We start from the raw sequence: 20652 nt of genomic DNA, 5'->3' as shown, positions 1-20652 counted from the left end.
ATTACTCCTTTGCTTGAGTATTATCCACCATTCGCTGAATATAGAGCATTAAATAAAACTTTTCTGATTGATTGCTAACCGTCTGATAGGCTTGATCAATCACGGTACTAATTTCACAGGCGCATTGATAAATTTCAGGAAATTGCTTTTGAAAAGCTTGATATAATCCTTCAGTCTGGCTACTAGCCATTTGTTGTGCTTGCTGTAACCTACGTAAATAATAATTCAGATGCACCACAAATCGATTATAAGTAAAGCTTTGGTGATTAATCTTTATATTAAAGTGTCGTTCCACAATATCTAATGCCTGTTCAATCACTTTTTGTTCTTGTTGAATCGTGCCATCACTAACGACTTCTTGACTATTTAAAAAGTGTGTAGCAATCGCCGTGATTTCTGCTGGTGGTAGTTTGACATGCAATTGTTGTTCAATCAATTGAAGTGCGTATTGACCTACTGCCGTTTCTTGCGGATAGAATTGTGCAATATCATAGGAATACAACAAAGATGCGTTTTGCTGCTTTTGTGATCGAATAATAGCAAAATTAATATGATCAGCTAAACTGAACACAATATTAGGATTTAGCGGACGGGTAATTAAACTACGGGCTTGTTGCACGATCTGTAAACTAACAGCCACTACATCTTCTGGCAATTCTGTTAACAACTGTAAATATTGTGAATTTAATTTGTAAAAAGTCATCGTTACTTGGCTTAAATCTGTGATTTCATACGGCATGGTTGGAAAACCGATTCCTTTACCAAAGGCAATTAATTCGTGGTCATCATTATCACGACATAATGCAACATTATTATTAATTTTTTTAATTGCTAGCATACTTTACCCTCAAAATTATTCTGTTCGCAACAAGATTTGACCGCGTTTGACCAAAGAATGCGCTAATTTTCCCAAATGTAACTGCTGATCATAACCCTTAGTAAAAATTAAGATTGTAGTCATGTCTAAATGATGCTGTGCCATTAATTGGGGATCAAAGCGAATCAAGGGGAAGCCCTGCGTAACATAATCATTGACTTGAACTAAGGCTTTAAACCCTTCTCCATTTAACATCACCGTGTTTAAACCAATGTGGATTAAAATTTCCAGCTTAAATTTTGCGACCTTAATTCCTATTGCATGTTTCGATGGCGGCAAAGCAACAATTTGACCATTGACAGGAGCCACGATGGTATCAGCCCTTACTGCCGGTTGAATTGCCAAACCTTCACCCATCATTTTATGAGCAAAAACTTCATCGTCCACTTCTGATAATGGGATAATTTTGCCAGCAATTGGTGCGGCAATTTCTAAAATTGAGGCTTGTTGAACTTTCCAAAATGGCAAAAAGACACATCCTTTCCTTGAAACTAAAAAACGCTTTTTGAGGTATAACTTACCTTTCCATCAAAATAGAAAAGGTAATGCCTCAAAAAGCGAGTAACAATCCTTATAATGAACTTCTTTAGTATAGCATATCAAAAAAACGTTTGCAAAACAGATTTAGCTATGTCAATTTAACGCCCAGCCGCATTTCAATTCCTACTTATTTTCTGGTTGTAAAGGCCCATAGTAATAAGAGGCAGTTGCTCCACCATCAATCAAAAATGTGGAACCCGTGATAAATTGACCAGCAGGACTCATTAATAATTCTGCTACATTGGCTACTTCATCGGCCGTTCCTGGGCGACCAGCAGGACTTTTTGCAAACATATTCTTATAAAAATCACCACGTTGCCCATTAAACTCATCAATTGCTAAAGGTGTGACAATAATCCCCGGGGCAATATCATTAATCCGTGCTCCTTTTTTACCCCATTCAACGGCCTGGGCCATCACGCGCTTTTCATTACACCGTTTGGCCAATTGGTAAGCTTTTAAGGAATCTTCAATTTGATCAGGTTGCAAAAAGTCTAGATCTAACAATTCTTCAGTCGCGGTCATGGCTAATTGGCGATCCTGTTGTGGCGTTAAGGCTGGCATTCGGTGGCCCGATTGACTAGAAATTACTACGCCGACACCATTGGGTGCAATCACTTTGCCCGCTTCTTCTAACAAAACAGCCGTGCCGTATAAATCAACATTGAGAATCGTTTCAATGGATGCTTGACTTGGTGAAACCCCCGCCGCATTCACAACCATCGTAATCTCGCCACTAGCTTGTGCTTGTGTTAATAAATTTTGAATGGATGTCCGACTAGCTAAATCCATCTCCACTGGTGTCACATCAAAACCTGCATCAGTCATTGTCTTCGCAATTGCCTGAGCATTCGCCAAATTTTTGTCACCTAAGAAAATCTTTTTGCCAAAACCTACGCGCCGTGCAATGGCCATTCCAATTTGGCCAGCACCCGTGACTACCATTACTTCTGTCATTATCAACATCCTCCTCAAGAGCATCTAAGATTAGCGTCAATCCATAAGATCTTTGCCTTATTACGAATGACTATCATTAAGATACAACTTGGAGTTGACTCCAAGACAAGCAATAATTTTATTTTTTAATAATTTCAGACAAACGTTCATTTTCTAAGCGATGCAATTGATCCTCCGCTGGTAAAACATGATCACTAAAATGTTGAATTTTAAAATCTAAGTGATCAATTGCCACCTGAAGAGCTTGCTTTTTATTTTCCATAATTTGTCGTTGTTCTTTTAATAGTTGATATTGTTCTTGTGTTGTATCCTCAGCCGATTGATATAAATTAATATATTTTTGTAAACTATCTAGTGACATTCCTGCTTGTCGCATCTTTTTGATAAATGCTAAACGACTCAAAACGGCCGCATCGAATTGACGAATGCCTGTACTGGAACGACGGACTTCGGGTAATAAGCCCAGCTTTTCATAATAACGAATCGTGTCGGCTGAGAGTCCAGTTTGTGTTGCTGCGTCTTTGATACTAATCATCACTGCCCACTCCTTTATTCATTTATTTTTAAAACTATCTTAACTAGTTAGACTAATTCAAGCAATGACCTTTACCAAATGCGAACATTTACATTGAAAACTCAAAAAACGTTTGTATAAATTTTGCCAATTTACCAAACGTTTTCCTTTATTTTAATTTACATGCCGCTGTTGCCGAAAAGTTTCAAAGTCATCGGTAATAGCATGTTGTTTTAACGCTGCATAAAAATCAATTTTATCTTGAACAACTTGTAAATGCTCTTGTTCTTGTTGAATTTTGGCTTCCAGCTCACGCTTTTTAGTTTGCAATAACTCTTGGCGTTTGCCAATCGTGGCATCACCTTGAGCACGCCAAGTCACGTACTGCTTCATTTCAAACAAACTAAAACCCGCGCCTTTGAGATGTTGCAGAAATTGATACCACAAAACATCTTGGTCCGTATACAAACGTTGACCATGAACTTTTTGCACAGTCAGCAAACCTTCCTTTTCATAAAAGCGCAAGGTATAAGGCGTGGTTTGGACAACTTTCGCAAATTCACCAATCCGATAAGTTTTCGTCATTTAATTGACTCCTATTTGTAAACCGGTGTCGCACCATCAGTTCCTGCTTGGGCAATTCCCAAACTATCATTGACAAACAGTGTGGGATCATCAATCATTCGTTCAATTAAATCGGCGATACTGGCTCGTGAAATGGTCGTTCCCTTAAAAGGTTCATGACGATGAGTTAATTCATAATCAACTACCGGCGCATTCGACATGTAACCAGCCCGAATAATCGTATAGTCTAACTGACCATTCTCTTCAATTAGCTTGGCTGCATCTCTGGTATCTTCCATGACCGCATGACCACAAGATTCTTCAACCCAGGTGCCAAAGGGATCTGGTACCTCATGATACAAGCCTAAACCAGTCACATGAATTAACCGCCGTACTTGTTGCTCATTCATCGCTTGAACAATATTTTGGACCATCGGCGTAAAGACGCCGCCCAAATTAGCGTAAACTAAATCGCTACCAGCTACCGCTTTGAAAACATCGTTATAATTACGGGCGTCGCCTTCAATAATTTGAACATTATTGGCCGCTGCAAATTCTTGTGGTAGACGCTGCACATTACGCGCAAATAATTTTAAATTAACTTGATCATGGTTGAGATAATGCTGCTCAACCAACCGCGCAATTTGTCCATTAGCGCCAATTACAGTAATATTTTGTGACATTATTTAGCTTCCTTCGTATCCAAAGCATCATAAATTTCATCAGACACTGGTTCTAACCACTCAGGAGTACCAGCTGTAATTGCCAGATGTTCAAACCAGCTATCGGCAGTAGCACCGTGCCAATGCTTCACACCATCGTGCGTTACAACCACATCACCAGGGGTTAAATGTTGCGCTGGTTTGCCCTCTTCTTGATACCAACCTTCGCCACCAGTAACTAATAAAATTTGGAAGCCATCATGATGAATATGCCAATTATTACGGCAACCTGGTTCAAAAGTTACGTTGCCAACACCAACGTTCACGTCAGGATCTGAGACTAAATTCTTTAAATAACTTTGTCCGACAAAATATTGGGCAAAGGCATCATTTTTGTCACCACTACCAAAAATTACTCCATTTTTAACATCTTCATTTTTAGCCATTATTATTCTCCCTGTTCTTCATAGAATTTTTTAGCAATATTAAATGCTGACCAAGCTTTCGGCCAACCAACATAAAAAGCAATATGCGTGATAATTTCACTGATTTCATCTTTAGTTAAGCCATTTTGTTTTCCCATCTTTAAATGAGCTGGTAATTGTTCAAAATTACCGGCCGTAATGATGGCAACAATGGTGGCTAAACTACGATCACGTGGTGATAATTCTTTTTCACGTGACCAAACTTCTCCAAATAAAACGTCATCATTTAATTCTGCAAATTTGGGCGCAAAATCACCTAAGTTCTCACGTCCGGCTGTTTGTTTCTTCATAGTAAAGCACCTCCGACTTAGAATAAGTTAACTTTACAACTTAGAGCTAACTCTAAGTCAAGCGAAAATTATTTTCCAATTAATTAGAAGCAAAATTAAAGAAAGACAAAGCACATATCCTAGTACGCCTGATAATAATTATCGAAGTTTTTAGCTTTATAGACAATGACAAAATGTCCATTTGGCTTTATTTGCCAGATTACACTATTACTTAATTGTTCATGATATAATTTTGAATGGCAACTCGCCCCGAAAGGGAGTGATTGTATGTTCAAAGAATTACTAACATTGATCATTGCACCAATTATTGTCGGTGCAGTGAATCAAATGATTGCCGACTGGTTGCACGGCAAACATAATGATAAAAAATGAGTTGTCATGGACAACCACACAAAAAAAAGTCATTCCTACCAGCATAGGAATGGCTTTTGTGTTTGTATGCAAAGAATTACTAACATCTTGCAAGACAAGTATAACATAACTATCTCAAAGTGACACTATAATTGAAAAATGTGTCGCAATGAAACAATATCTATTTTTTCATAAAGCTTTTTAATTACTAACAAAAACAACTTTTGGCATTGCGATATTTAAATACCAGAAAAAACTTTTTAGTTGTAATTGCTCAAAAAATATGAATAAAAAGTCTAATGTTCACCATAGTGAAACAATGTTTAATTAAAAATAAATACTTTCATTATAATATAATATTTAAGTTGCAGTCCCGACGCAGCAACATGAGGGGGTGAAACCTAGTGCTAATAACACTTTTTTACAGATTGTTTCGGCAGTTATTTCTGGTTGTTTAGTAACCATGTTTAAAAAATAGTTAGATAATCACAAATAATTTTTGAAACAAAAAATGCGATCTTAAACTTCCACCAAAGTTTTGAGCGCCTTCTTTTGTTGTTACATAAACCTAATGCTAACATCATTTTTACGTATTCATAGTAGCACAATCGTTCCCAAAATCCCACAATTTAATTATGTATTAGCTCTCACATTGGGAGTTTTTTTATTTACTTACCACTGCCAGCTGTATACAAAGCTGGTAGATATTCATTAACCACTACTTGATAACACCAGCTAACATTGATTTTGACTTATAAATCTCACCGTTAGTCACAGTCCGTACATAGTTGCCCTTTTTATCAATTAAAGGTGACCTGCTTGATAAATAAGAACGCACAGTTCCACCAAAATGTTCACCAAATTTCGACTGTGGATGTGATTGTGAATGAATCCAACAGCAAAACACTTACAAAATAACATTTATGTGCTATCAGATTGTGAATTGCAGCATATTAAGGTACAAAAAATGTCGCAGGTGGGATTCGAACCCACGACCTACGGTTTAGAAGACCGTTGCTCTATCCAGCTGAGCCACTGCGACAAACAATTAATATTATATTGAACATTAAGTACCTTTGTCAATATTATTTTTTAAAAGTTACTTATTCTAAACCTAATAAGTTCCAGGTTGCAAAGTAATACAAGACGAGTAAAAAATTCATGTACAAATCAAAATTAGATAAAAATACTATAATACGCGTGGTGCTAGTTAAAAATTAGTTGAAGTAAAAATTCTGACTAGGCTACATTTCGGTTATCCCTAGCCAAAGAAAGTGAATCCCATGTCAGACCTAATTAAGGGTAACCGAGAATCTTCTAGCTTGCAATCTTTAATTCAAGATTGGATTAATATCTTAACACCATCTTATTGACACACCCACTAAAAAGGAAATGAATGAGCACTATAGTTTCATAAATAGTTTATTCATAATAATAGAAAAGAAACGTCATCTATAAAATTCCACGATTCTTAACATTCGAGAATCTCTCAAGATAGATTGTGTTGAAAAAAGCTGGATTACTAATAATTACTTTTTGACAATCATTGGAGTTTAGCAAAGCTTCATCTAGTTATTCACGTTGTGCTTCAATGAACAATGGATCGTTCTTCAACTTTGCCAGAGTCCTACAACTACGATTAACTTGTTTGGCAATTTCTTCATCGATCAAAGTATCTTCAAACAGCAACTTAACTTTTTTTACGGTCACTGTTCAAGCTATGAAAAGCATTATTTTGTGAATTTTTGTGTACTGTCACGTCATCTCACCGCACCTCCTAATTTTTAGTACAAAAATAGCACTCCTACTGAGTGCTTAAAAATAAAATCTATTTTTTAGAACTATGATTTTTCAACCAATTGGCAGTTGCAAGCATAACTTGTTCATCATCCGGTTCATTGGTTACCGTTAAAATGAATAGCTTCCCAGATTCTAAGTCAAATTCTAAATGATAACCATTCATATCCAAAAAAAATGCAGTTGCTATCAAGGTGGTCCTTTTATTACCATCTTGAAAAATATGCTTCTTGATTATTTTCTGTACAATGAACGCCGCTTTCAGCCAAATAGTCGGATATAATTCCCGACCGAACAAAACCTGTTGTGGCTGTTGAACGATTATATCTAGTCCTTCACTGTACTGAATCCCAAAATCTCCGTTGATGGAACGCTCAATGACAGATTGATTAACCTCCACCAGCAGCTCTTTGCTTAAATATTCCATATCATAAATTCTCTAACTCAGTCATTAATTCACCATTCTTTTGATAAAAATCATCAATAAATTGATCTAATTCTTTTGGAACAGCTTCTTTCTTTTTAAAAGTGATAGACTTTCCATCTGGTGATACCATTTTTTCAAACATGGTATCTTCAGTTAATCCCAGTAACTCACTATCCTTCTTAGTTATTCTAAACGCAAGCGAATTACCTGATTTGAATGGTTTAACACTACTATTTGTCATCATCAAGCCTCCTCGATTTAGTATATACACTATACTATATAGTCATCACAAAATAAAAGAGATAATCTTTATTAAAGTATTCGATGCCAAATTATTTACACTACCATAATGTCCCTGAAATCTGGCTTTTCGTCCATAATATTTCCCCCAGATTACGAAATTTTTTATGATATAATTTTAGACGGCAACTCGCCCCGAGAGGGGGTGCCGTTTTTGTTTTATATTATCTTCACGTCAGTTATTGCTCCATTGTTTGTGAGCATATTTGGTCAAATGATTATTGATTGGTTACGCAAAAATCATAAAAAGTAAATTCGAGTTGTCTTGTAACCACACAAAAAAAGCCATTCCTATCGCAATTAGGAATGGCTTTTTTTTGTGTCGTTTTGTTTAAATCATCTTCACGTTTCGATGTAATTGTAGCATACCTTTAGTATATATTCAAAAGATCAAACTACTCGAGATAGGTTGGTATTTGTGTAAACGAAGTAGAAAAATTAACTAGTACCACGCGTTATACATAGTAAAAAGCCTCCAATTATGGAATTGTCTACAAATTAAATTGTTAGGATATCAAGAATAATTGTGTTACTATAAATGCGAAATTGGTTGAGCATTTTACTCAAAGCAGTAAAGATCCACCAGCTGAGCTGGTGGCTTTTTATTTAGCCCTAAAAGGGCTCTCCCCCGACGCAAAAAGCCCCTTTAAGGGGCCCAACAAAACACTACCAACCGCTACTGCTCATGATTTTTATTTGTTCTTACTTCTTAAACGGATCAATGTATTCTTTTTTACTAATACTATCTTTGATTCGATCTTCCAGTTCTTGATCGCGTATATATTTGGCTATTGTCTTTTGGTTGAGTCCTACTGTACTCACATAAAATCCTCGCGCCCAAAAACTACGGTTGCCATAATTATATTTTAAATTGGCATGTCGCTCATGAATTATAACTGCACTTCTTCCCTTTAAATAACCCATAAAACTAGAAACACTAATTTTAGGTGGTATTTTCACCAACATGTGGATATGATCTGGCATCGCATGGGCTTCAATAATTTCCACTTCTTTTAATTCGCACAACCTTCTTAAGATTCGTCCAATGTCTTGCCGTAATTCTCCATAAATTACTTTTCGACGATATTTAGGTGTAAAAATAATGTGATACTTACAATTCCATCTTGTATGTGCTAGGCTATTAGTATCTTGTTTCAAGATTAGAAAAACTCCCTTTCGATAACAGTGTTGGTTGGTAGCCAAAAACTATTATATCGAAAGGGAGTTTTTAACGCTAAAGCTATTTCTGACCCCCACAAGTAAAACTTGTGGTTTATTTTCACCTTATATAAATACAAAAAGACATCTAGTTGACCACGGTAAGTTACTAGATGCCTTTTTACTTGCGCTAAAATTAGCGTTTATTAATCCGCCACATGTATATGGAAATGATAATACCAGATATTACTGATATTAAAAATTGGTTGAACATAATTACTCACCTCCGAGTGTTGCATATTATGGAGGTTGCAACCAAAGTATTATATCTAATGCTAGTAATTCTCTCCAAGCGTCTAAAAGCAAATATTAATTAAATATTGTAAGCTAAGAGATCTTGATGACGCTTAAAAGTCTGACATAGGATTAACTTTCTTAGACTAAAGATAGTAAAGTTTAGCTTAATCAGGCTTTTTATTTTAAACATTTTTTAAATAGTACCACACGTAAAATGATACAATGTATTTAGTACCGATAGTTACTTTAGGAGGACAATAATTATGAAAAACTTATTTCAGAAACTTCCATTGGATGACGAAAACTTTAAACGTAAACTAGTTACTACCATAGCCGCTGTCAATTTAATTGCCTCAGTCCTCAATTTGATCCATAGTCTAAAAATTTTAAAACAATCTGAATAGATCTGCTGTGACATTAATATCCAATAAAAGCCATTCCTTGCCCTGAAGGAGTGGCTTTTACTATACATACATTTTAGATACTAACTTTAAAGATTGGCAGAAGTATTAAATAATGAATGATCTACAATCAACTTTTCAGGTACTAAGATAAAATGAATAATCATCTCACCGCTACTTAGGCGATACAATGAAAGACCAAAGTAATCATTGGCAGTATTATTGTCACTCCAATCACCAGTACTTAACAACGGACTATCATTAATTTCATCATCGGCAATGTTTTTGATTGCTCGATCAATATCTTGTTTCAAATCTGGCATACTAATTTGTTTAGGCGTATCAGCAAAACTTTCCACTTCTTCATAATACTGACCGCTGTTATCCAAGCCATATTGTGGAGCTAATTGCATGAAGGCAGAATTGAAAGAACCATGATTATTAGAGTTCAACCCTTGATTTTCTTGTAAATTTTGTTGAGCAATCGCATTGGCATAACTCATCGCTGAGCGATTCAAAAGTAAGGATTGACTGCCAACCGACTTGCGCAATTTATTTAAGGCTGCGACCGCGTATTGATTCAATTCTAATAATTGATCCTGTGGTAAGTTGTTCACATCGTACTTTTGAACGTGAGCTTGACCGGGAATATGAAAGAGATCAGAATCTTGGATATAATTCTCAGGTACTGAGATAAAATGCGTTATCCGTTCGCCACTAGGTAATTGATTATAAGCCATCCCAAAATAGGTATTCTTTTGCGCTTGACTAGCAAATCCACCAGAACTCAGCAAACTATCACGATGGCCCCAGTTAGAAGTCGCATCATCATAAATCATATCGTGAATAGCCGCGGCAATGTCTTGCTTGAAGCCAGCCATTGTCGTTGGATTTTGATAAGGTGATGTTTCGGCATTTTCATAAAATTGTCCACCATCATTTAAGCCGTACTTGGCAGCCATCTTAGTAATAGCGCTGATATCATGTGCTTCTGTTGTAGGACCAACGTGCTGAATATGTTCAAATATCGACCAATTATCAGCTTGATATTGCTTTGCCACATCACTAGCAAAACTCATCGCAGAATTATTTAAGATCCAAGGTTTTACACCCGCTTTTTGACGGTAACCATTAATTACATCCAGTGCGTACTGATTCAATTCGAGCAATTGGGCCTGAGTCAAATTATTAGGATCTAACGTTTGACTGTCATTATTGTTAGGACTCGTATTACTGCTATTTATTGGATTATCATTGCCCGTCGAAGTTGTCGGATTAGAATTATTCGTGGAATTACTACTACCACTAGCACTACCAGTAATTGTATTAACATTGTTGCCTGGCTGACTATTAGCAGCTCCAGAATTATTAGTTACTGTTTGCCCCACTTGCTTCGGAGCAGTAAAGTTAGCTACCCCATCATTAGAACTCAACCACTCCTTACCATCAATTTGATAGTAAGTGACATTGCCAACGGTTTTGACTTTACCAACGCGCCAATCCGAAAAATCTAGCACTACACGTGCCTCAATTAATTTTTGTTGATTATCATATAACGGTGCATAGCCGCTCTTGGGGGCAATGGCGCGCACCACATGGCATTTATAATGTTGTGGCGTAAAATTATTCGAACTCTCCGAACTAGGGAGCCACATGTTTTGAGCCACTTCATACATTGATTGGCCATTAACCGTTTGAATATCTAAGATCCGCCAAGCCGTATTAGCAGCCAATGATTGCTTAATTGGTTGACCGTTAATATTATATAATTGTGCTGAATTTTTTACTGTTGCTACTGGATAATGATAGTCAGCGGCTTGCAATTTCGAAGTCTGATACTGACTTCCGATACCCATTGCTAAAAAAGCTGCTATACATAATGAAGTTTTGAGTTTCATTTCAAGTTCTCGCCTTTCTAAAATATATAACTCAAAAACTGCATACTAAAAACGCCAAGAACCAGTGTCTTGACATTTTAGTGTTAAGTTATTTTCCAATCATTTCATTTTTTTACTGAATCACTGAAACATTATTATCTAGTTTTAACCATTCATTTGGACTAACTTTGACATAGCTGTAATCTATTTGACCAGCTACTGCAGCATAACTATCACTGTCAAGAGTTATCTTTTTATCATACTTCCATTGCGTATTAGCGGCTAAAGTTCGATTTTGTTTTAACATATGACCATTGTTAAAGCCATAGACATTAACGGAATTTTTTAATACGCAAACACCTTTATTCTTGTTAATCGCATTATTACCAGCTTTCACCCATTCATTGGCCCCAACATTAAAGTAAACATCATCACCGACTTTAGCTTCTTTATTAGCAGACCATTGCGTGTTAGCAGCTAAAGTCCGACCAGTCGCAGTGAAAGTATCACCCACTAATTTATAGACTGGACTATTCTTCGTCAAACTAACCGTTGTCTTGTTCTTTGAAATGTTTGGTTTGGTAGTGGTACTATTAGTCGATGAATCACTATCTAAATATCTCGTACCATTAGAATTCATACCATGAGCGGCCCAAGTATCACCATTTTTAAGATAAACCACGTTACCAACAGCATTTTTATTAACACTACCATCAGGATTGTTGTAATAATCTAATTGCGTAATATAACCATATTCCGAACCCTTATTAGCAAAAGTAACCGTTGAATAGTTAGGAGTATATCCCGGAATACTAGGCACCGAAATTGTCTTCGTTTCATAATCACCTAATGTTATTTTAGGTATTTTCCAGTAGTAACCATTATTAGCCATTTGACCATGTGAATTATAAGCTTCAGCATACTCAAATTCAACTACACTCGTCCAATTGCTACCTGAATATTGATCTCTATTGTCTAAATACTCAGATACCGGTATTTCTTCTGCATTAACACTGGTCAATGCCCCAAATGTGCCAACCCCGACGCTGGCTAATGCTAGCGCCGTCATTGACGTTAACAATAATTTTTTACTTTTTCTCATGAAACTGATCTCCTTTTAAATATTATCGCTTTCATTTATTAAAACCAATTACTATTTAAATTTGATAGTCTATTCGAGATGTTGTTATGTATTTGTCACATCTTTCAGGCCATAGATTAAAAATTTTATCTTAATCCTTTTTGCTAGTAATTGTTTTCACTAACCTTTAAATCACCTTTATAATTAAACGCCGAACTAAAAATTTGTTCTTTAGGTACTTGGCTAAGATCTTCTAACTGCTGCATTTTTGCGGCTGGAGGAATACGAAAGTCCCGCTCCCAAGCACTAATCGTTTTTTGCGAAACATGCAATTGTTCGGCTAAATAACTTTGAGTCCAACCACGCTCCTTTCGAATATCTTTTAATTTATTCATTTAGCATCACCACCTTAAAACTACACCTAGTAGTTACAAGAACAATCTTATGCTACAAAAAGTAGCTTGTCAATGCGTAATACTACGTTCTGTGCGTTTAATTTTACTACTTATTGTAGTAATTTCTTAATACGAGGTTAATTATTATGTTTGGTGAAAGATTAAGAACTTTACGCAAAGAAAAGAACTATACACAAGAAGAATTGGGCGCTCAGCTAGATGTTTCTGGCAAAACGATTGGTACTTGGGAACGTGAAACGCGCGAACCTTCAATCAAAAAAATCAATCAAATTGCTGGCTTCTTTAATGTTTCTACCGATTACTTATTGGGTAAATCCAATCTTAAACAAGTCGTCCCTTGTAAACAAGATATTGATATTACCGACGATAATGTTGTGATGACCTATGAAGGTAAGGTCATTCCCCAAGAAGATTTAGACGTCATGTTTCGCTTTTTAAAAGGTGGACAAAATGAGTAACAATCAATAACCTTACTTACATATTGTTGATTTTCTTAATCTAAAATCATTATACTAACGCATTTTGTTATTGTAAATACTTTTTTCAATATTTACGTTAGTATAATAACAATAACCGTTACTTTTGATATATTACAATCAATAAGGAGTATACATTTTGGCAACTATTGGTGAAAATATCAGAAAGTATCGCAAACAAAAGAATTTAACCCAAGGTCAATTGGGAAGTTTAGTAGTACAATCAGCCCAAGTAATTTCTAACTATGAGCGTGACTATACCACACCTGATTTAAATACATTACAACTAATTTCTAGGGTTTTAGGTGTTTCTATAGACACTCTCACACTTTCATCTAAGAAAGATACAATCATTCAATCAGTAGATTTAGCAGACAATAATCTAACATTTACTTATAAGGGAAAAGCCATAAGTTCAGAAGATATGAGAGTTTTACGAAGATTCTTGCAAGGAATTACATCTAAACAATAATCATTAATAATCTAAAGGCGATGGTTTTCTCTGCATGATCAAATCTTTGACTATTTATTGAACATTGCGACTATGAATCAAATCGTAGTTCATTCTTTTTCATTAGCTCCCCAAACAGCCCCCTGCTCTTATCCCGCAACAAAGAGAATTGCCTTAAACGCTAATTGGCCAAATCAACGTGAAATTCCCTTTCAACTAGCTCATGAAATGGGGCATATTTTCTGTCATCACAATAATTATGCAGCACTCTACCATTCTTGCTATAAAAAGGTCATGGAATTAGAGGCAGACACCACTGCTGTGCAATTAATTCTCCCAATTTATGATCAGCTATTAACTGCTGACCAACTGAACGCCACCGCCTTTATCGCTTGTTTTGGCATTCCCAAGTATTTAAAAAGTATGATTCAACAAGAATTCAAGTCTTATTTAAACAAAAAAACGGACTAACTTGATGCAGTCCGCTTTTTTATTGTTCAATTGTATCTATTATTTTACTTATTTTTAACTTGTAATACGGCCTGACCGGCAGTAACTTGATTAAAAGATAGTTCACTTAATTCTTGCACCGCAGCCATATTGGTAATTACGGTCATCACTGTTGCTTCTTTGTTAGCCGCTTTGATTTGTGCTAAGTCCATTGTTCCTAATTCTTGTCCTGCTTGCACTTGTTGCCCGGCTTTAACCGTGAATTCGAAGGGTTGACCACCTAATTCTACGGTATCAATGCCTAAATGGACCAAAATTTCTAGTCCCGTTTCGGATTTTAAAGTAAATGCATGTTTAGTTTCCGTCAAACTAACTAAAGTTCCTGTCGCCGGTGCCACAATCTGTGCTTGCGTCGGTTCTAAAGCAAAGCCATCACCTAATAATTTTTGTGAAAAGACATCATCATGGACATCACTTAAAGCTAATAATTCACCAGCCACTGGTGCGACCAGTTGACTAACTGCGCCTACTTGAGGTTGCAGCGCCAAAGCTTGTTCTACTGCTGTGGGTGCACTCGATTGCTCTTTGGCTTCTGCAGTGTCTGCCTCAGTAACTAAACTACCATCAACATTGGTAGCGGCCATCGCTGTCTTAGGAACACCAAAGAAATAGGTCATCACAAAACCACCGAGATATGCTGCCAATAATCCAAGAATATATTGTAACCATTTGCCATGCGCAATTAACGGAATTAAAGCCACACCAGAAGGACCGATGGACGTTGCACCCACATGAAACGCCCCAATCACTGCGCCACCAATTCCACCACCGATACAGGCAGTAATAAACGGTCGCCCTAATGGTAATGACACACCATAAATCAGCGGTTCGCCCACACCAAGAATTCCCACAGGCAAAGCACCTTTAATCATTCCTGTTAACTGTTTGTTTTTTCGGCATTTGATCCATAATGCAATGGCACTACCGACTTGCCCGGCACCGGCCATGGCTAAAATCGGCAATAGCGGCGTGGAACCAGTATTTTTAATCATTTCCAAATGAATCGGCGTCAAAATTTGGTGCAAGCCTAACATCACCATCGGCAAGAAGACGGCACCGAGAATAAAGCCAGCAAAAGCACCGCCGACTTTCAAGATCCAATTAATACCCCCGACAAGCGATGCTGATAACCAGCCGGCTGCAGGCATAATTAAAAAGATCGTGAAACAGCCCATCACCAATAAGGTTAAAAACGGCGTAAAGATAATATCTACGGCATCCGGAATCCATTTATGCAACCATTTTTCTAAATAAGCCATTACCCAAACAGCAAATAACACACCAAGTACCCCGCCGGAACCAGCTACTAAGGCTTTACCGGTAAAAATATTCGGTAAGGTAATCGGTGCGACAACTCCTGGTAAATAAATTAGACCGCCCAAGATCCCACCTAAACCCGGAGTGGCACCAAACTCTTGCGCTGCATTAATGCCAATATAAATATTTAGATAAGTAAATAAACCACTATTAATTACTTTTAGAACTGTAATAAACGGCGTCCATTGCTGATTCAAAGTGCCTGCAACTTGCAGATTACCTAAAATCCCCGCAATGCCCGAGATTAACCCCGCACCAACAAAGGCTGGAATCAATGGAATAAAAATGGCACTAATATGTTTTAGGGCTTTACGCCACCAAGTCTGCTTTTGTTGCGCCTTATGCTCAGCATGTACCTGCGCAGCCTTGGCTTCAACTGCACTTTTACCATCAAACTTAGCCGCTGTTTGCGGAAAAGGATCTCCTAATTTGCCCCCTACTTGATCAACCATAGCTTGCGCCACTTTATTAACAGTACCGGGACCAACAATTACTTGCAGCGTATCTTCTTGAACAACTCCCAACACTCCTGGAACTTTCTTTAGTCCTTCTAAATCTACTTGAGCTTCATCACGAATTGTTAAACGGACTCTTGTCATACAATGAATTAATTTAACAACATTATTTGGACCGCCAACGTGGTCATAAATACCTTGACCAATTGCTTGATAGTTATCTTTCGCCATGGGTTTCTCCTCCTAAAGTTTAGTTCACAGTTGCAGCTAGCAACTGTAGTTTTTGGTTTGCGCCAATGTATGGCAACAAGTCTAATTGCGCTGGTATCAAATGGGCAATCACATTTACCGCTGGATTTTCGGGCAAATCACATTTCGCAATTTGTAATTCGCCAGCATACCGCTGATACCGCTCATTATCACAGGTCAATGTTCCGCGCGGACGCTGAGCGACTTGTTGTACAGCACAATTAAGTAATTGCCGTTGTCGACTTTCTTGCAGACGAACTACCTGTTGAGCAACATCTGGACGATTATGCCAAGATGTTTTTTGCAAAACAGGTGGTAAATCGGCAAAATATAATTCAACGACTTGCTCTTTTAAATACGCCGCAAACATTGCCTGACTCAAAGCACTCAACGAGTTATCACTAATATAAACATGATCAGTCGCTAATTGCCGTAATTGTAAAAAGCTAGCTAACGGTAATTGTTCACGCTGCGCTTCAATCGTCGGTAAATGTTGATACAAAGGGCCACGTAAACTACCGTCTCCGGCAATAAAGCCCATTGTCTTTAAACCTAAGTTCTGCAAAAATTGGTTCTGGTGCTGATACCATGCACTGTCCAAGCCAGTTTCAGGACGCGGATAATAATTATGCCACGCCTCAATATTCGCCAAATCAGCATTATTTGCACACAAGGCCTGATAATCGGCCTCATTAAAGGTACTAGCATTCACAGCCACAGTGAAATAATGACTCAGCCAAGCGACTTGGCGCCAAGTTAATCCCGCGTCAACACGAATTCCCGTTAAACCCAGTTTTTGTAAACTGTGCGGATCTGCTAGCGACCAACCTAAGCGTTTTAATGCAAAATCAGATAAGTCTACCATTAAAGCCAGATTATTTTGCTGACACCAACTAGCTAATTGTTGTAAGCGCTGGGCCAAAACGGCAGCATCATCCTCCGGTAAATTTAATGAAGTAAATACACCTTGAAAACCAATTTGAGCCATCGTTTGCAGATAATGTTGCACTCGGGCATCCAATGGCTGGGACAAATAAACTGAAAAACCTAACATTTGGAATGTTCTCCTTCATTATAATTCAAAATACTATAAAATTATTACAAAATTATAAAATAATCTAAAAACTTTTTGTTCTGGCTATTTGTATTTGACTTAGTTAACGATTTCAGTTAAATTATAACTGAATGAAATATAATTTCAATCTGATGAAATAATATTTGATATCCATTTTCATTATTTCTGTGAAAGGGCAAAAATTTTAATTGAAACCAACTGAACAACGTAATCAAAAAACAACTAATATTGACCAACTTTCAACCTATGAAATCTTACAGTTAATTAACCAAGAAGACCAAACGGTTCCCAGCATCATCGGTCAACCGGAAACTCTCCAACAAATAGTCCAAGTAGTCACTGCTATCAAAACAAGCCTTACCCAAGGCGGGCACGTCTTTTATGCGGGGGCCGGTACTAGTGGACGCTTAGGCGTTTTAGATGCAGCCGAAACTGTCCCGACTTATGGAGTAGCACCGACTGTTTTTCAGGCGATGATCGCTGGCGGACAAAAAGCTATGTTAACAGCGGTTGAAGGTGCCGAAGACAATCCCGAACTGGGGCGACAAGATTTAATTGAGCGAAACTTTGGACCGAAAGACTTTTATTTAGGAATCGCTGCTTCAGGTCGCACGCCGTATGTCATTGGCGGATTGGATTATGCCCGGCAAATCGGTGCTCAAACTGGATCTCTATCCTGTAATCCCGATGCAGTCATTAGTCAACATGCCGACTTTCCCATTGAAGTGGTCACCGGACCAGAAGTCATCACCGGCTCCACCAGAATGAAAGCGGGCACTGCCCAAAAGTTGGTTTTAAATATGATTTCAACCACGGCCATGATTGAAGCGGGCAAAGTTTATGGCAACTTAATGGTTGACGTGCAACCAACCAATGAAAAGTTAGTCGATCGCGCTCAAAGAATTATCTGCGAAGCCACCGATTGTGACCAAAAAACCGCCATCCAGACCTTTGAACAGGCGCACCATCGCCCCAAAGTGGCTATTGTCATGATCTTAACTGGCTTAGATGAAATGGCTGCCTTAAAAGCGCTCAAAGCTAACGAGGGGCGGATTGCCAAAACAGTGCAAGCAATTTTAAATTAGGGGGAACATTATGAGTGTCCAAAGAAATATTGATGGAATTTATTCTAAACTGTCTAAATCTGAACGCCGATTAGCTGATTATTTAAAACAATTTCCCCAAGAAGTCATCACGATGAATGTGCACGATTTTGCGCAGGTTGCGCAAACTAGTCCCGCTACTGTCAGCCGCTTTGCTCGGAATCTAAGTTTCGACAATTATAATCAGTTAAAATTACAATTAGCCTATGATCTCTCACAAGATGTTGACGCTGACCAAATTATTCAGGCTGATATTCAAGAAAACGAAAGTATTCTTTCCATTAAAAATAAGCTCTTACACGATACACAGCGTTCTTTGAAAGAAACCGTTGAGCAAATTCGCAGTAAAGTAGTCTTAAACTTAGTTGAAGAATTAAGTAAAACTCAAAAAATTATGGTTTTTGGTGTCGGCGCTTCTAATTTAGTGGCTCAAGATATTGCCCAGAAATGGGCGCGCCTTGGCATCGCCACCAGTTATAACGATGATATTAACCAATTTTTACCACTGGTCGTTAACTCTAACGAGCAAAATAGTTTACTCTGGCTAGTTTCCAATTCAGGCGAATCACCAGAAGCCATTGCCATGGCGCAGTATGCCCGCAAATCGCACATTCCTGTCGTCACGATGACGGCTTTTGGCAAAAACACTTTGACTAAATATGCCGATATTGGGCTGCAAACTTCGCATCCGATTGAAAGTAGTATGCGGATTGCTGCCACCGATTCACTGCAAACTCAGTTGTTTTTGGTCAATATCATTTATTACGCTTATGTCAGTCAAAATTATACCCCAGCTAAATTAAGTGTGGAGCGTTCACGGACAGCTATTGATACATATAAGGCTGCCGTCAAATATACTTTAAAAAGATAAATTCTGCTTGACTAATTGACTAAAAAAGCAACTTTCAAACTTGAAAGTTGCCTTTTTTATTAGCTGACTTTAATTAATCAACAATCACTAATGATTTAATAGCTTGGCGTTGATCCATTGCCTGATAAGCTGCATCAATTTGATCCAAATCAAACCGCTTGGTAAACACTTTTCCTGGATGAATATCCCCATCTAAGACTGCTTTTAATAAGAATTGTTTATCATAAGTGGTTACGGATGCCGGACCACCAGCCACATTAACATTACTAAAGAAATAATCAGAAAATTGTAAATCACCGTCATGTGGTACCCCAACGCGGCCGACAGTTGCCCCGGGACGCGCAACTTGCATGGCTGTCGTCATGGATAATTTAGTCCCCACACATTCTAAAACAGCATCAGCTCCCGTTTGGTGGGTTAATTCCAGCACTTTCGCCACAGCTTGCTCACCACGTTCAGCCACAATATCCGTGGCGCCAAATTCTAGAGCTAATTTTTGCCGATCTTCATGTCGACTCATAGCAATAATCTGCTTAGCACCCCGCATTTTGGCCGCAATCACACCGCATAAACCGACCGCACCATCACCAACAACCACAGCGCTATCACCCGGTTTAACCCGCGCACTCTTGGCAGCATGATAACCGGTCGCCATGACATCAGCCAACGCTAACAAGGAATTCAACATTCCATCACTGTAATCTTCATATTTACCTGGAACTTTAATCAAATTCCATTCACTGTGCTGACTTAAAATATATTGCCCCTGCATTCCGTTTCTTAATTGCCCGTGATTAACTTGACAACTAGCATCATAACCTGCTAAACAAGCCGCGCAATGGCCACAACCATGTGTAAACGGCACAATAACAAAATCACCAGGTTTCACAGTCGTAATAGCATTACCCGTAGCTTCCACCACGCCTAAAGCTTCATGACCAGTATTATCAGAATTGGCTGGCCGAGGATCTAAACCGCGATATTTCCACAAGTCCGAACCGCAAACACAAGCTCGTTTAACTTTGATTAAAACATCATCATCCGCTTGAACTTGAGGTGTGGGTACCTCTTGCACTTCCACGTGTCCTGGTTTCACAAAAATTGTTGTTTTCATAAACGCCATTCTCCTTTAATTATAATTAATGATAGTT

General features: G+C 37.8%; 24 protein-coding genes and 1 tRNA gene. 6 read left to right on the top strand and 19 right to left on the bottom strand.

The window, feature by feature from the left end; all coding sequences use genetic code 11:
- Window position 1: 1 nt before the first annotated feature.
- The 8 genes from AC3B6Y_RS07550 to AC3B6Y_RS07515 form a co-directional block, all read right to left on the bottom strand.
- A complete protein-coding gene (locus AC3B6Y_RS07550) occupies window positions 2–838 on the bottom strand; it encodes a PRD domain-containing protein (protein ID WP_489769037.1) in 837 nt (278 codons plus the stop codon).
- A gap of 15 nt (window positions 839–853) precedes the next feature.
- Window positions 854–1345 carry a PTS sugar transporter subunit IIA gene (locus AC3B6Y_RS07545; protein WP_489757484.1) on the bottom strand — a complete coding sequence of 164 codons (492 nt, stop codon included), beginning with the start codon at window positions 1343–1345 and terminating at the stop codon, window positions 854–856.
- A gap of 195 nt (window positions 1346–1540) precedes the next feature.
- Window positions 1541–2383, bottom strand: coding sequence for an SDR family oxidoreductase (locus AC3B6Y_RS07540; RefSeq protein WP_489769039.1), 843 nt, complete (start codon window positions 2381–2383; stop codon window positions 1541–1543).
- 109 nt (window positions 2384–2492) lie between these two features.
- A complete protein-coding gene (locus AC3B6Y_RS07535) occupies window positions 2493–2909 on the bottom strand; it encodes a MerR family transcriptional regulator (RefSeq protein WP_489769040.1) in 417 nt (138 codons plus the stop codon).
- A gap of 153 nt (window positions 2910–3062) precedes the next feature.
- A complete protein-coding gene (locus tag AC3B6Y_RS07530; protein ID WP_489757481.1) occupies window positions 3063–3473 on the bottom strand; it encodes a MerR family transcriptional regulator in 411 nt (136 codons plus the stop codon).
- 11 nt (window positions 3474–3484) lie between these two features.
- Window positions 3485–4135 carry an NAD(P)H-binding protein gene (locus AC3B6Y_RS07525; protein WP_489790891.1) on the bottom strand — a complete coding sequence of 217 codons (651 nt, stop codon included), beginning with the start codon at window positions 4133–4135 and terminating at the stop codon, window positions 3485–3487.
- Window positions 4135–4560, bottom strand: coding sequence for a cupin domain-containing protein (locus tag AC3B6Y_RS07520; RefSeq protein ID WP_489757479.1), 426 nt, complete (start codon window positions 4558–4560; stop codon window positions 4135–4137). The genes AC3B6Y_RS07525 and AC3B6Y_RS07520 overlap by 1 nt, the downstream gene beginning before the upstream one ends.
- Before the next feature lie 2 nt (window positions 4561–4562).
- Window positions 4563–4889, bottom strand: coding sequence for a carboxymuconolactone decarboxylase family protein (locus tag AC3B6Y_RS07515; RefSeq protein WP_489757478.1), 327 nt, complete (start codon window positions 4887–4889; stop codon window positions 4563–4565).
- 267 nt (window positions 4890–5156) lie between these two features.
- Here AC3B6Y_RS07515 and AC3B6Y_RS07510 point away from each other — a divergent pair, with 267 nt between their 5' ends.
- Window positions 5157–5261, top strand: coding sequence for a type I toxin-antitoxin system Fst family toxin (locus tag AC3B6Y_RS07510; RefSeq protein WP_489757477.1), 105 nt, complete (start codon window positions 5157–5159; stop codon window positions 5259–5261).
- Between the two features lie 947 nt (window positions 5262–6208).
- Here AC3B6Y_RS07510 and AC3B6Y_RS07505 read toward each other — a convergent pair.
- The 8 genes from AC3B6Y_RS07505 to AC3B6Y_RS07470 form a co-directional block, all read right to left on the bottom strand.
- Window positions 6209–6282 (bottom strand) — tRNA-Arg (locus AC3B6Y_RS07505).
- Window positions 6283–6812: 530 nt separating this feature from the next.
- Entirely contained in the window at window positions 6813–6950 is a 138-nt protein-coding gene (locus AC3B6Y_RS07500) for a hypothetical protein (protein ID WP_489790890.1), read from the bottom strand.
- Window positions 6951–7068: 118 nt separating this feature from the next.
- Complete coding sequence (locus AC3B6Y_RS07495) at window positions 7069–7464, bottom strand: type II toxin-antitoxin system death-on-curing family toxin (protein WP_489790889.1); 396 nt, start codon at window positions 7462–7464, stop codon at window positions 7069–7071.
- A gap of 1 nt (window position 7465) precedes the next feature.
- Window positions 7466–7705, bottom strand: a complete 240-nt coding sequence (locus AC3B6Y_RS07490) for an AbrB family transcriptional regulator (RefSeq protein ID WP_489790888.1) — start codon at window positions 7703–7705, stop codon at window positions 7466–7468.
- Between the two features lie 761 nt (window positions 7706–8466).
- The gene (tnpA, locus tag AC3B6Y_RS07485) at window positions 8467–8922 is read right to left on the bottom strand and encodes an IS200/IS605 family transposase (protein ID WP_489790540.1); all 456 of its coding nucleotides are present in this window, start codon (window positions 8920–8922) and stop codon (window positions 8467–8469) included.
- A gap of 787 nt (window positions 8923–9709) precedes the next feature.
- Window positions 9710–11518 carry an SEC10/PgrA surface exclusion domain-containing protein gene (locus AC3B6Y_RS07480; protein WP_489790887.1) on the bottom strand — a complete coding sequence of 603 codons (1809 nt, stop codon included), beginning with the start codon at window positions 11516–11518 and terminating at the stop codon, window positions 9710–9712.
- Window positions 11519–11630: 112 nt separating this feature from the next.
- Window positions 11631–12599 (bottom strand): hypothetical protein, encoded by a 969-nt coding sequence (locus AC3B6Y_RS07475; RefSeq protein ID WP_489790886.1) that lies wholly within the window; start codon window positions 12597–12599, stop codon window positions 11631–11633.
- Between the two features lie 143 nt (window positions 12600–12742).
- Window positions 12743–12973, bottom strand: coding sequence for a helix-turn-helix transcriptional regulator (locus AC3B6Y_RS07470; RefSeq protein ID WP_489769045.1), 231 nt, complete (start codon window positions 12971–12973; stop codon window positions 12743–12745).
- Between the two features lie 146 nt (window positions 12974–13119).
- On the opposite strand from AC3B6Y_RS07470, the gene AC3B6Y_RS07465 reads away from it, so the two are divergent.
- From AC3B6Y_RS07465 to AC3B6Y_RS07455, 3 genes are all read left to right on the top strand, one after another.
- Window positions 13120–13452, top strand: coding sequence for a helix-turn-helix domain-containing protein (locus AC3B6Y_RS07465; RefSeq protein WP_489790884.1), 333 nt, complete (start codon window positions 13120–13122; stop codon window positions 13450–13452).
- Between the two features lie 157 nt (window positions 13453–13609).
- Entirely contained in the window at window positions 13610–13942 is a 333-nt protein-coding gene (locus AC3B6Y_RS07460; RefSeq protein ID WP_489790882.1) for a helix-turn-helix domain-containing protein, read from the top strand.
- Between the two features lie 72 nt (window positions 13943–14014).
- Window positions 14015–14392, top strand: a complete 378-nt coding sequence (locus AC3B6Y_RS07455; RefSeq protein ID WP_489790880.1) for an ImmA/IrrE family metallo-endopeptidase — start codon at window positions 14015–14017, stop codon at window positions 14390–14392.
- A gap of 44 nt (window positions 14393–14436) precedes the next feature.
- Here AC3B6Y_RS07455 and AC3B6Y_RS07450 read toward each other — a convergent pair whose 3' ends face one another.
- Together AC3B6Y_RS07450 and AC3B6Y_RS07445 are read right to left on the bottom strand one after the other, a co-directional pair.
- Window positions 14437–16434 carry a glucose PTS transporter subunit IIA gene (locus AC3B6Y_RS07450; protein WP_489790878.1) on the bottom strand — a complete coding sequence of 666 codons (1998 nt, stop codon included), beginning with the start codon at window positions 16432–16434 and terminating at the stop codon, window positions 14437–14439.
- Window positions 16435–16453: 19 nt separating this feature from the next.
- Entirely contained in the window at window positions 16454–17506 is a 1053-nt protein-coding gene (locus AC3B6Y_RS07445) for a MupG family TIM beta-alpha barrel fold protein (protein WP_489790876.1), read from the bottom strand.
- Between the two features lie 209 nt (window positions 17507–17715).
- Between AC3B6Y_RS07445 and murQ the strand changes: the two genes are divergently transcribed.
- Together murQ and AC3B6Y_RS07435 are read left to right on the top strand one after the other, a co-directional pair.
- The gene (gene murQ, locus AC3B6Y_RS07440) at window positions 17716–18612 is read left to right on the top strand and encodes an N-acetylmuramic acid 6-phosphate etherase (protein WP_489769049.1); all 897 of its coding nucleotides are present in this window, start codon (window positions 17716–17718) and stop codon (window positions 18610–18612) included.
- Between the two features lie 10 nt (window positions 18613–18622).
- The gene (locus tag AC3B6Y_RS07435) at window positions 18623–19501 is read left to right on the top strand and encodes a MurR/RpiR family transcriptional regulator (protein WP_489757463.1); all 879 of its coding nucleotides are present in this window, start codon (window positions 18623–18625) and stop codon (window positions 19499–19501) included.
- 73 nt (window positions 19502–19574) lie between these two features.
- Here AC3B6Y_RS07435 and AC3B6Y_RS07430 read toward each other — a convergent pair whose 3' ends face one another.
- Entirely contained in the window at window positions 19575–20615 is a 1041-nt protein-coding gene (locus tag AC3B6Y_RS07430; protein WP_489757462.1) for a zinc-dependent alcohol dehydrogenase family protein, read from the bottom strand.
- Window positions 20616–20652 lie beyond the last annotated feature (37 nt).

The sequence above is a fragment of the Bombilactobacillus sp. ESL1092 genome, assembly GCF_058107465.1.
The sequence above is the reverse complement of the archived record's forward strand: the minus strand, read 5'-3'. Positions and strand labels throughout refer to the sequence as shown.

Coding starts and splice junctions, on each gene's coding strand:
- AC3B6Y_RS07550 (WP_489769037.1), bottom strand. CDS start 838: ATGCTAGCAATTAAAAAAATTAATAATAATGTTGCATTATGTCGTGAT.
- AC3B6Y_RS07540 (WP_489769039.1), bottom strand. CDS start 2,383: ATGTTGATAATGACAGAAGTAATGGTAGTCACGGGTGCTGGCCAAATT.
- AC3B6Y_RS07535 (WP_489769040.1), bottom strand. CDS start 2,909: ATGATTAGTATCAAAGACGCAGCAACACAAACTGGACTCTCAGCCGAC.
- AC3B6Y_RS07530 (WP_489757481.1), bottom strand. CDS start 3,473: ATGACGAAAACTTATCGGATTGGTGAATTTGCGAAAGTTGTCCAAACC.
- AC3B6Y_RS07525 (WP_489790891.1), bottom strand. CDS start 4,135: ATGTCACAAAATATTACTGTAATTGGCGCTAATGGACAAATTGCGCGG.
- AC3B6Y_RS07520 (WP_489757479.1), bottom strand. CDS start 4,560: ATGGCTAAAAATGAAGATGTTAAAAATGGAGTAATTTTTGGTAGTGGT.
- AC3B6Y_RS07515 (WP_489757478.1), bottom strand. CDS start 4,889: ATGAAGAAACAAACAGCCGGACGTGAGAACTTAGGTGATTTTGCGCCC.
- AC3B6Y_RS07510 (WP_489757477.1), top strand. CDS start 5,157: ATGTTCAAAGAATTACTAACATTGATCATTGCACCAATTATTGTCGGT.
- AC3B6Y_RS07495 (WP_489790889.1), bottom strand. CDS start 7,464: ATGGAATATTTAAGCAAAGAGCTGCTGGTGGAGGTTAATCAATCTGTC.
- AC3B6Y_RS07490 (WP_489790888.1), bottom strand. CDS start 7,705: ATGACAAATAGTAGTGTTAAACCATTCAAATCAGGTAATTCGCTTGCG.
- AC3B6Y_RS07480 (WP_489790887.1), bottom strand. CDS start 11,518: ATGAAACTCAAAACTTCATTATGTATAGCAGCTTTTTTAGCAATGGGT.
- AC3B6Y_RS07475 (WP_489790886.1), bottom strand. CDS start 12,599: ATGAGAAAAAGTAAAAAATTATTGTTAACGTCAATGACGGCGCTAGCA.
- AC3B6Y_RS07470 (WP_489769045.1), bottom strand. CDS start 12,973: ATGAATAAATTAAAAGATATTCGAAAGGAGCGTGGTTGGACTCAAAGT.
- AC3B6Y_RS07465 (WP_489790884.1), top strand. CDS start 13,120: ATGTTTGGTGAAAGATTAAGAACTTTACGCAAAGAAAAGAACTATACA.
- AC3B6Y_RS07455 (WP_489790880.1), top strand. CDS start 14,015: ATGAATCAAATCGTAGTTCATTCTTTTTCATTAGCTCCCCAAACAGCC.
- AC3B6Y_RS07450 (WP_489790878.1), bottom strand. CDS start 16,434: ATGGCGAAAGATAACTATCAAGCAATTGGTCAAGGTATTTATGACCAC.
- AC3B6Y_RS07445 (WP_489790876.1), bottom strand. CDS start 17,506: ATGTTAGGTTTTTCAGTTTATTTGTCCCAGCCATTGGATGCCCGAGTG.
- AC3B6Y_RS07435 (WP_489757463.1), top strand. CDS start 18,623: ATGAGTGTCCAAAGAAATATTGATGGAATTTATTCTAAACTGTCTAAA.
- AC3B6Y_RS07430 (WP_489757462.1), bottom strand. CDS start 20,615: ATGAAAACAACAATTTTTGTGAAACCAGGACACGTGGAAGTGCAAGAG.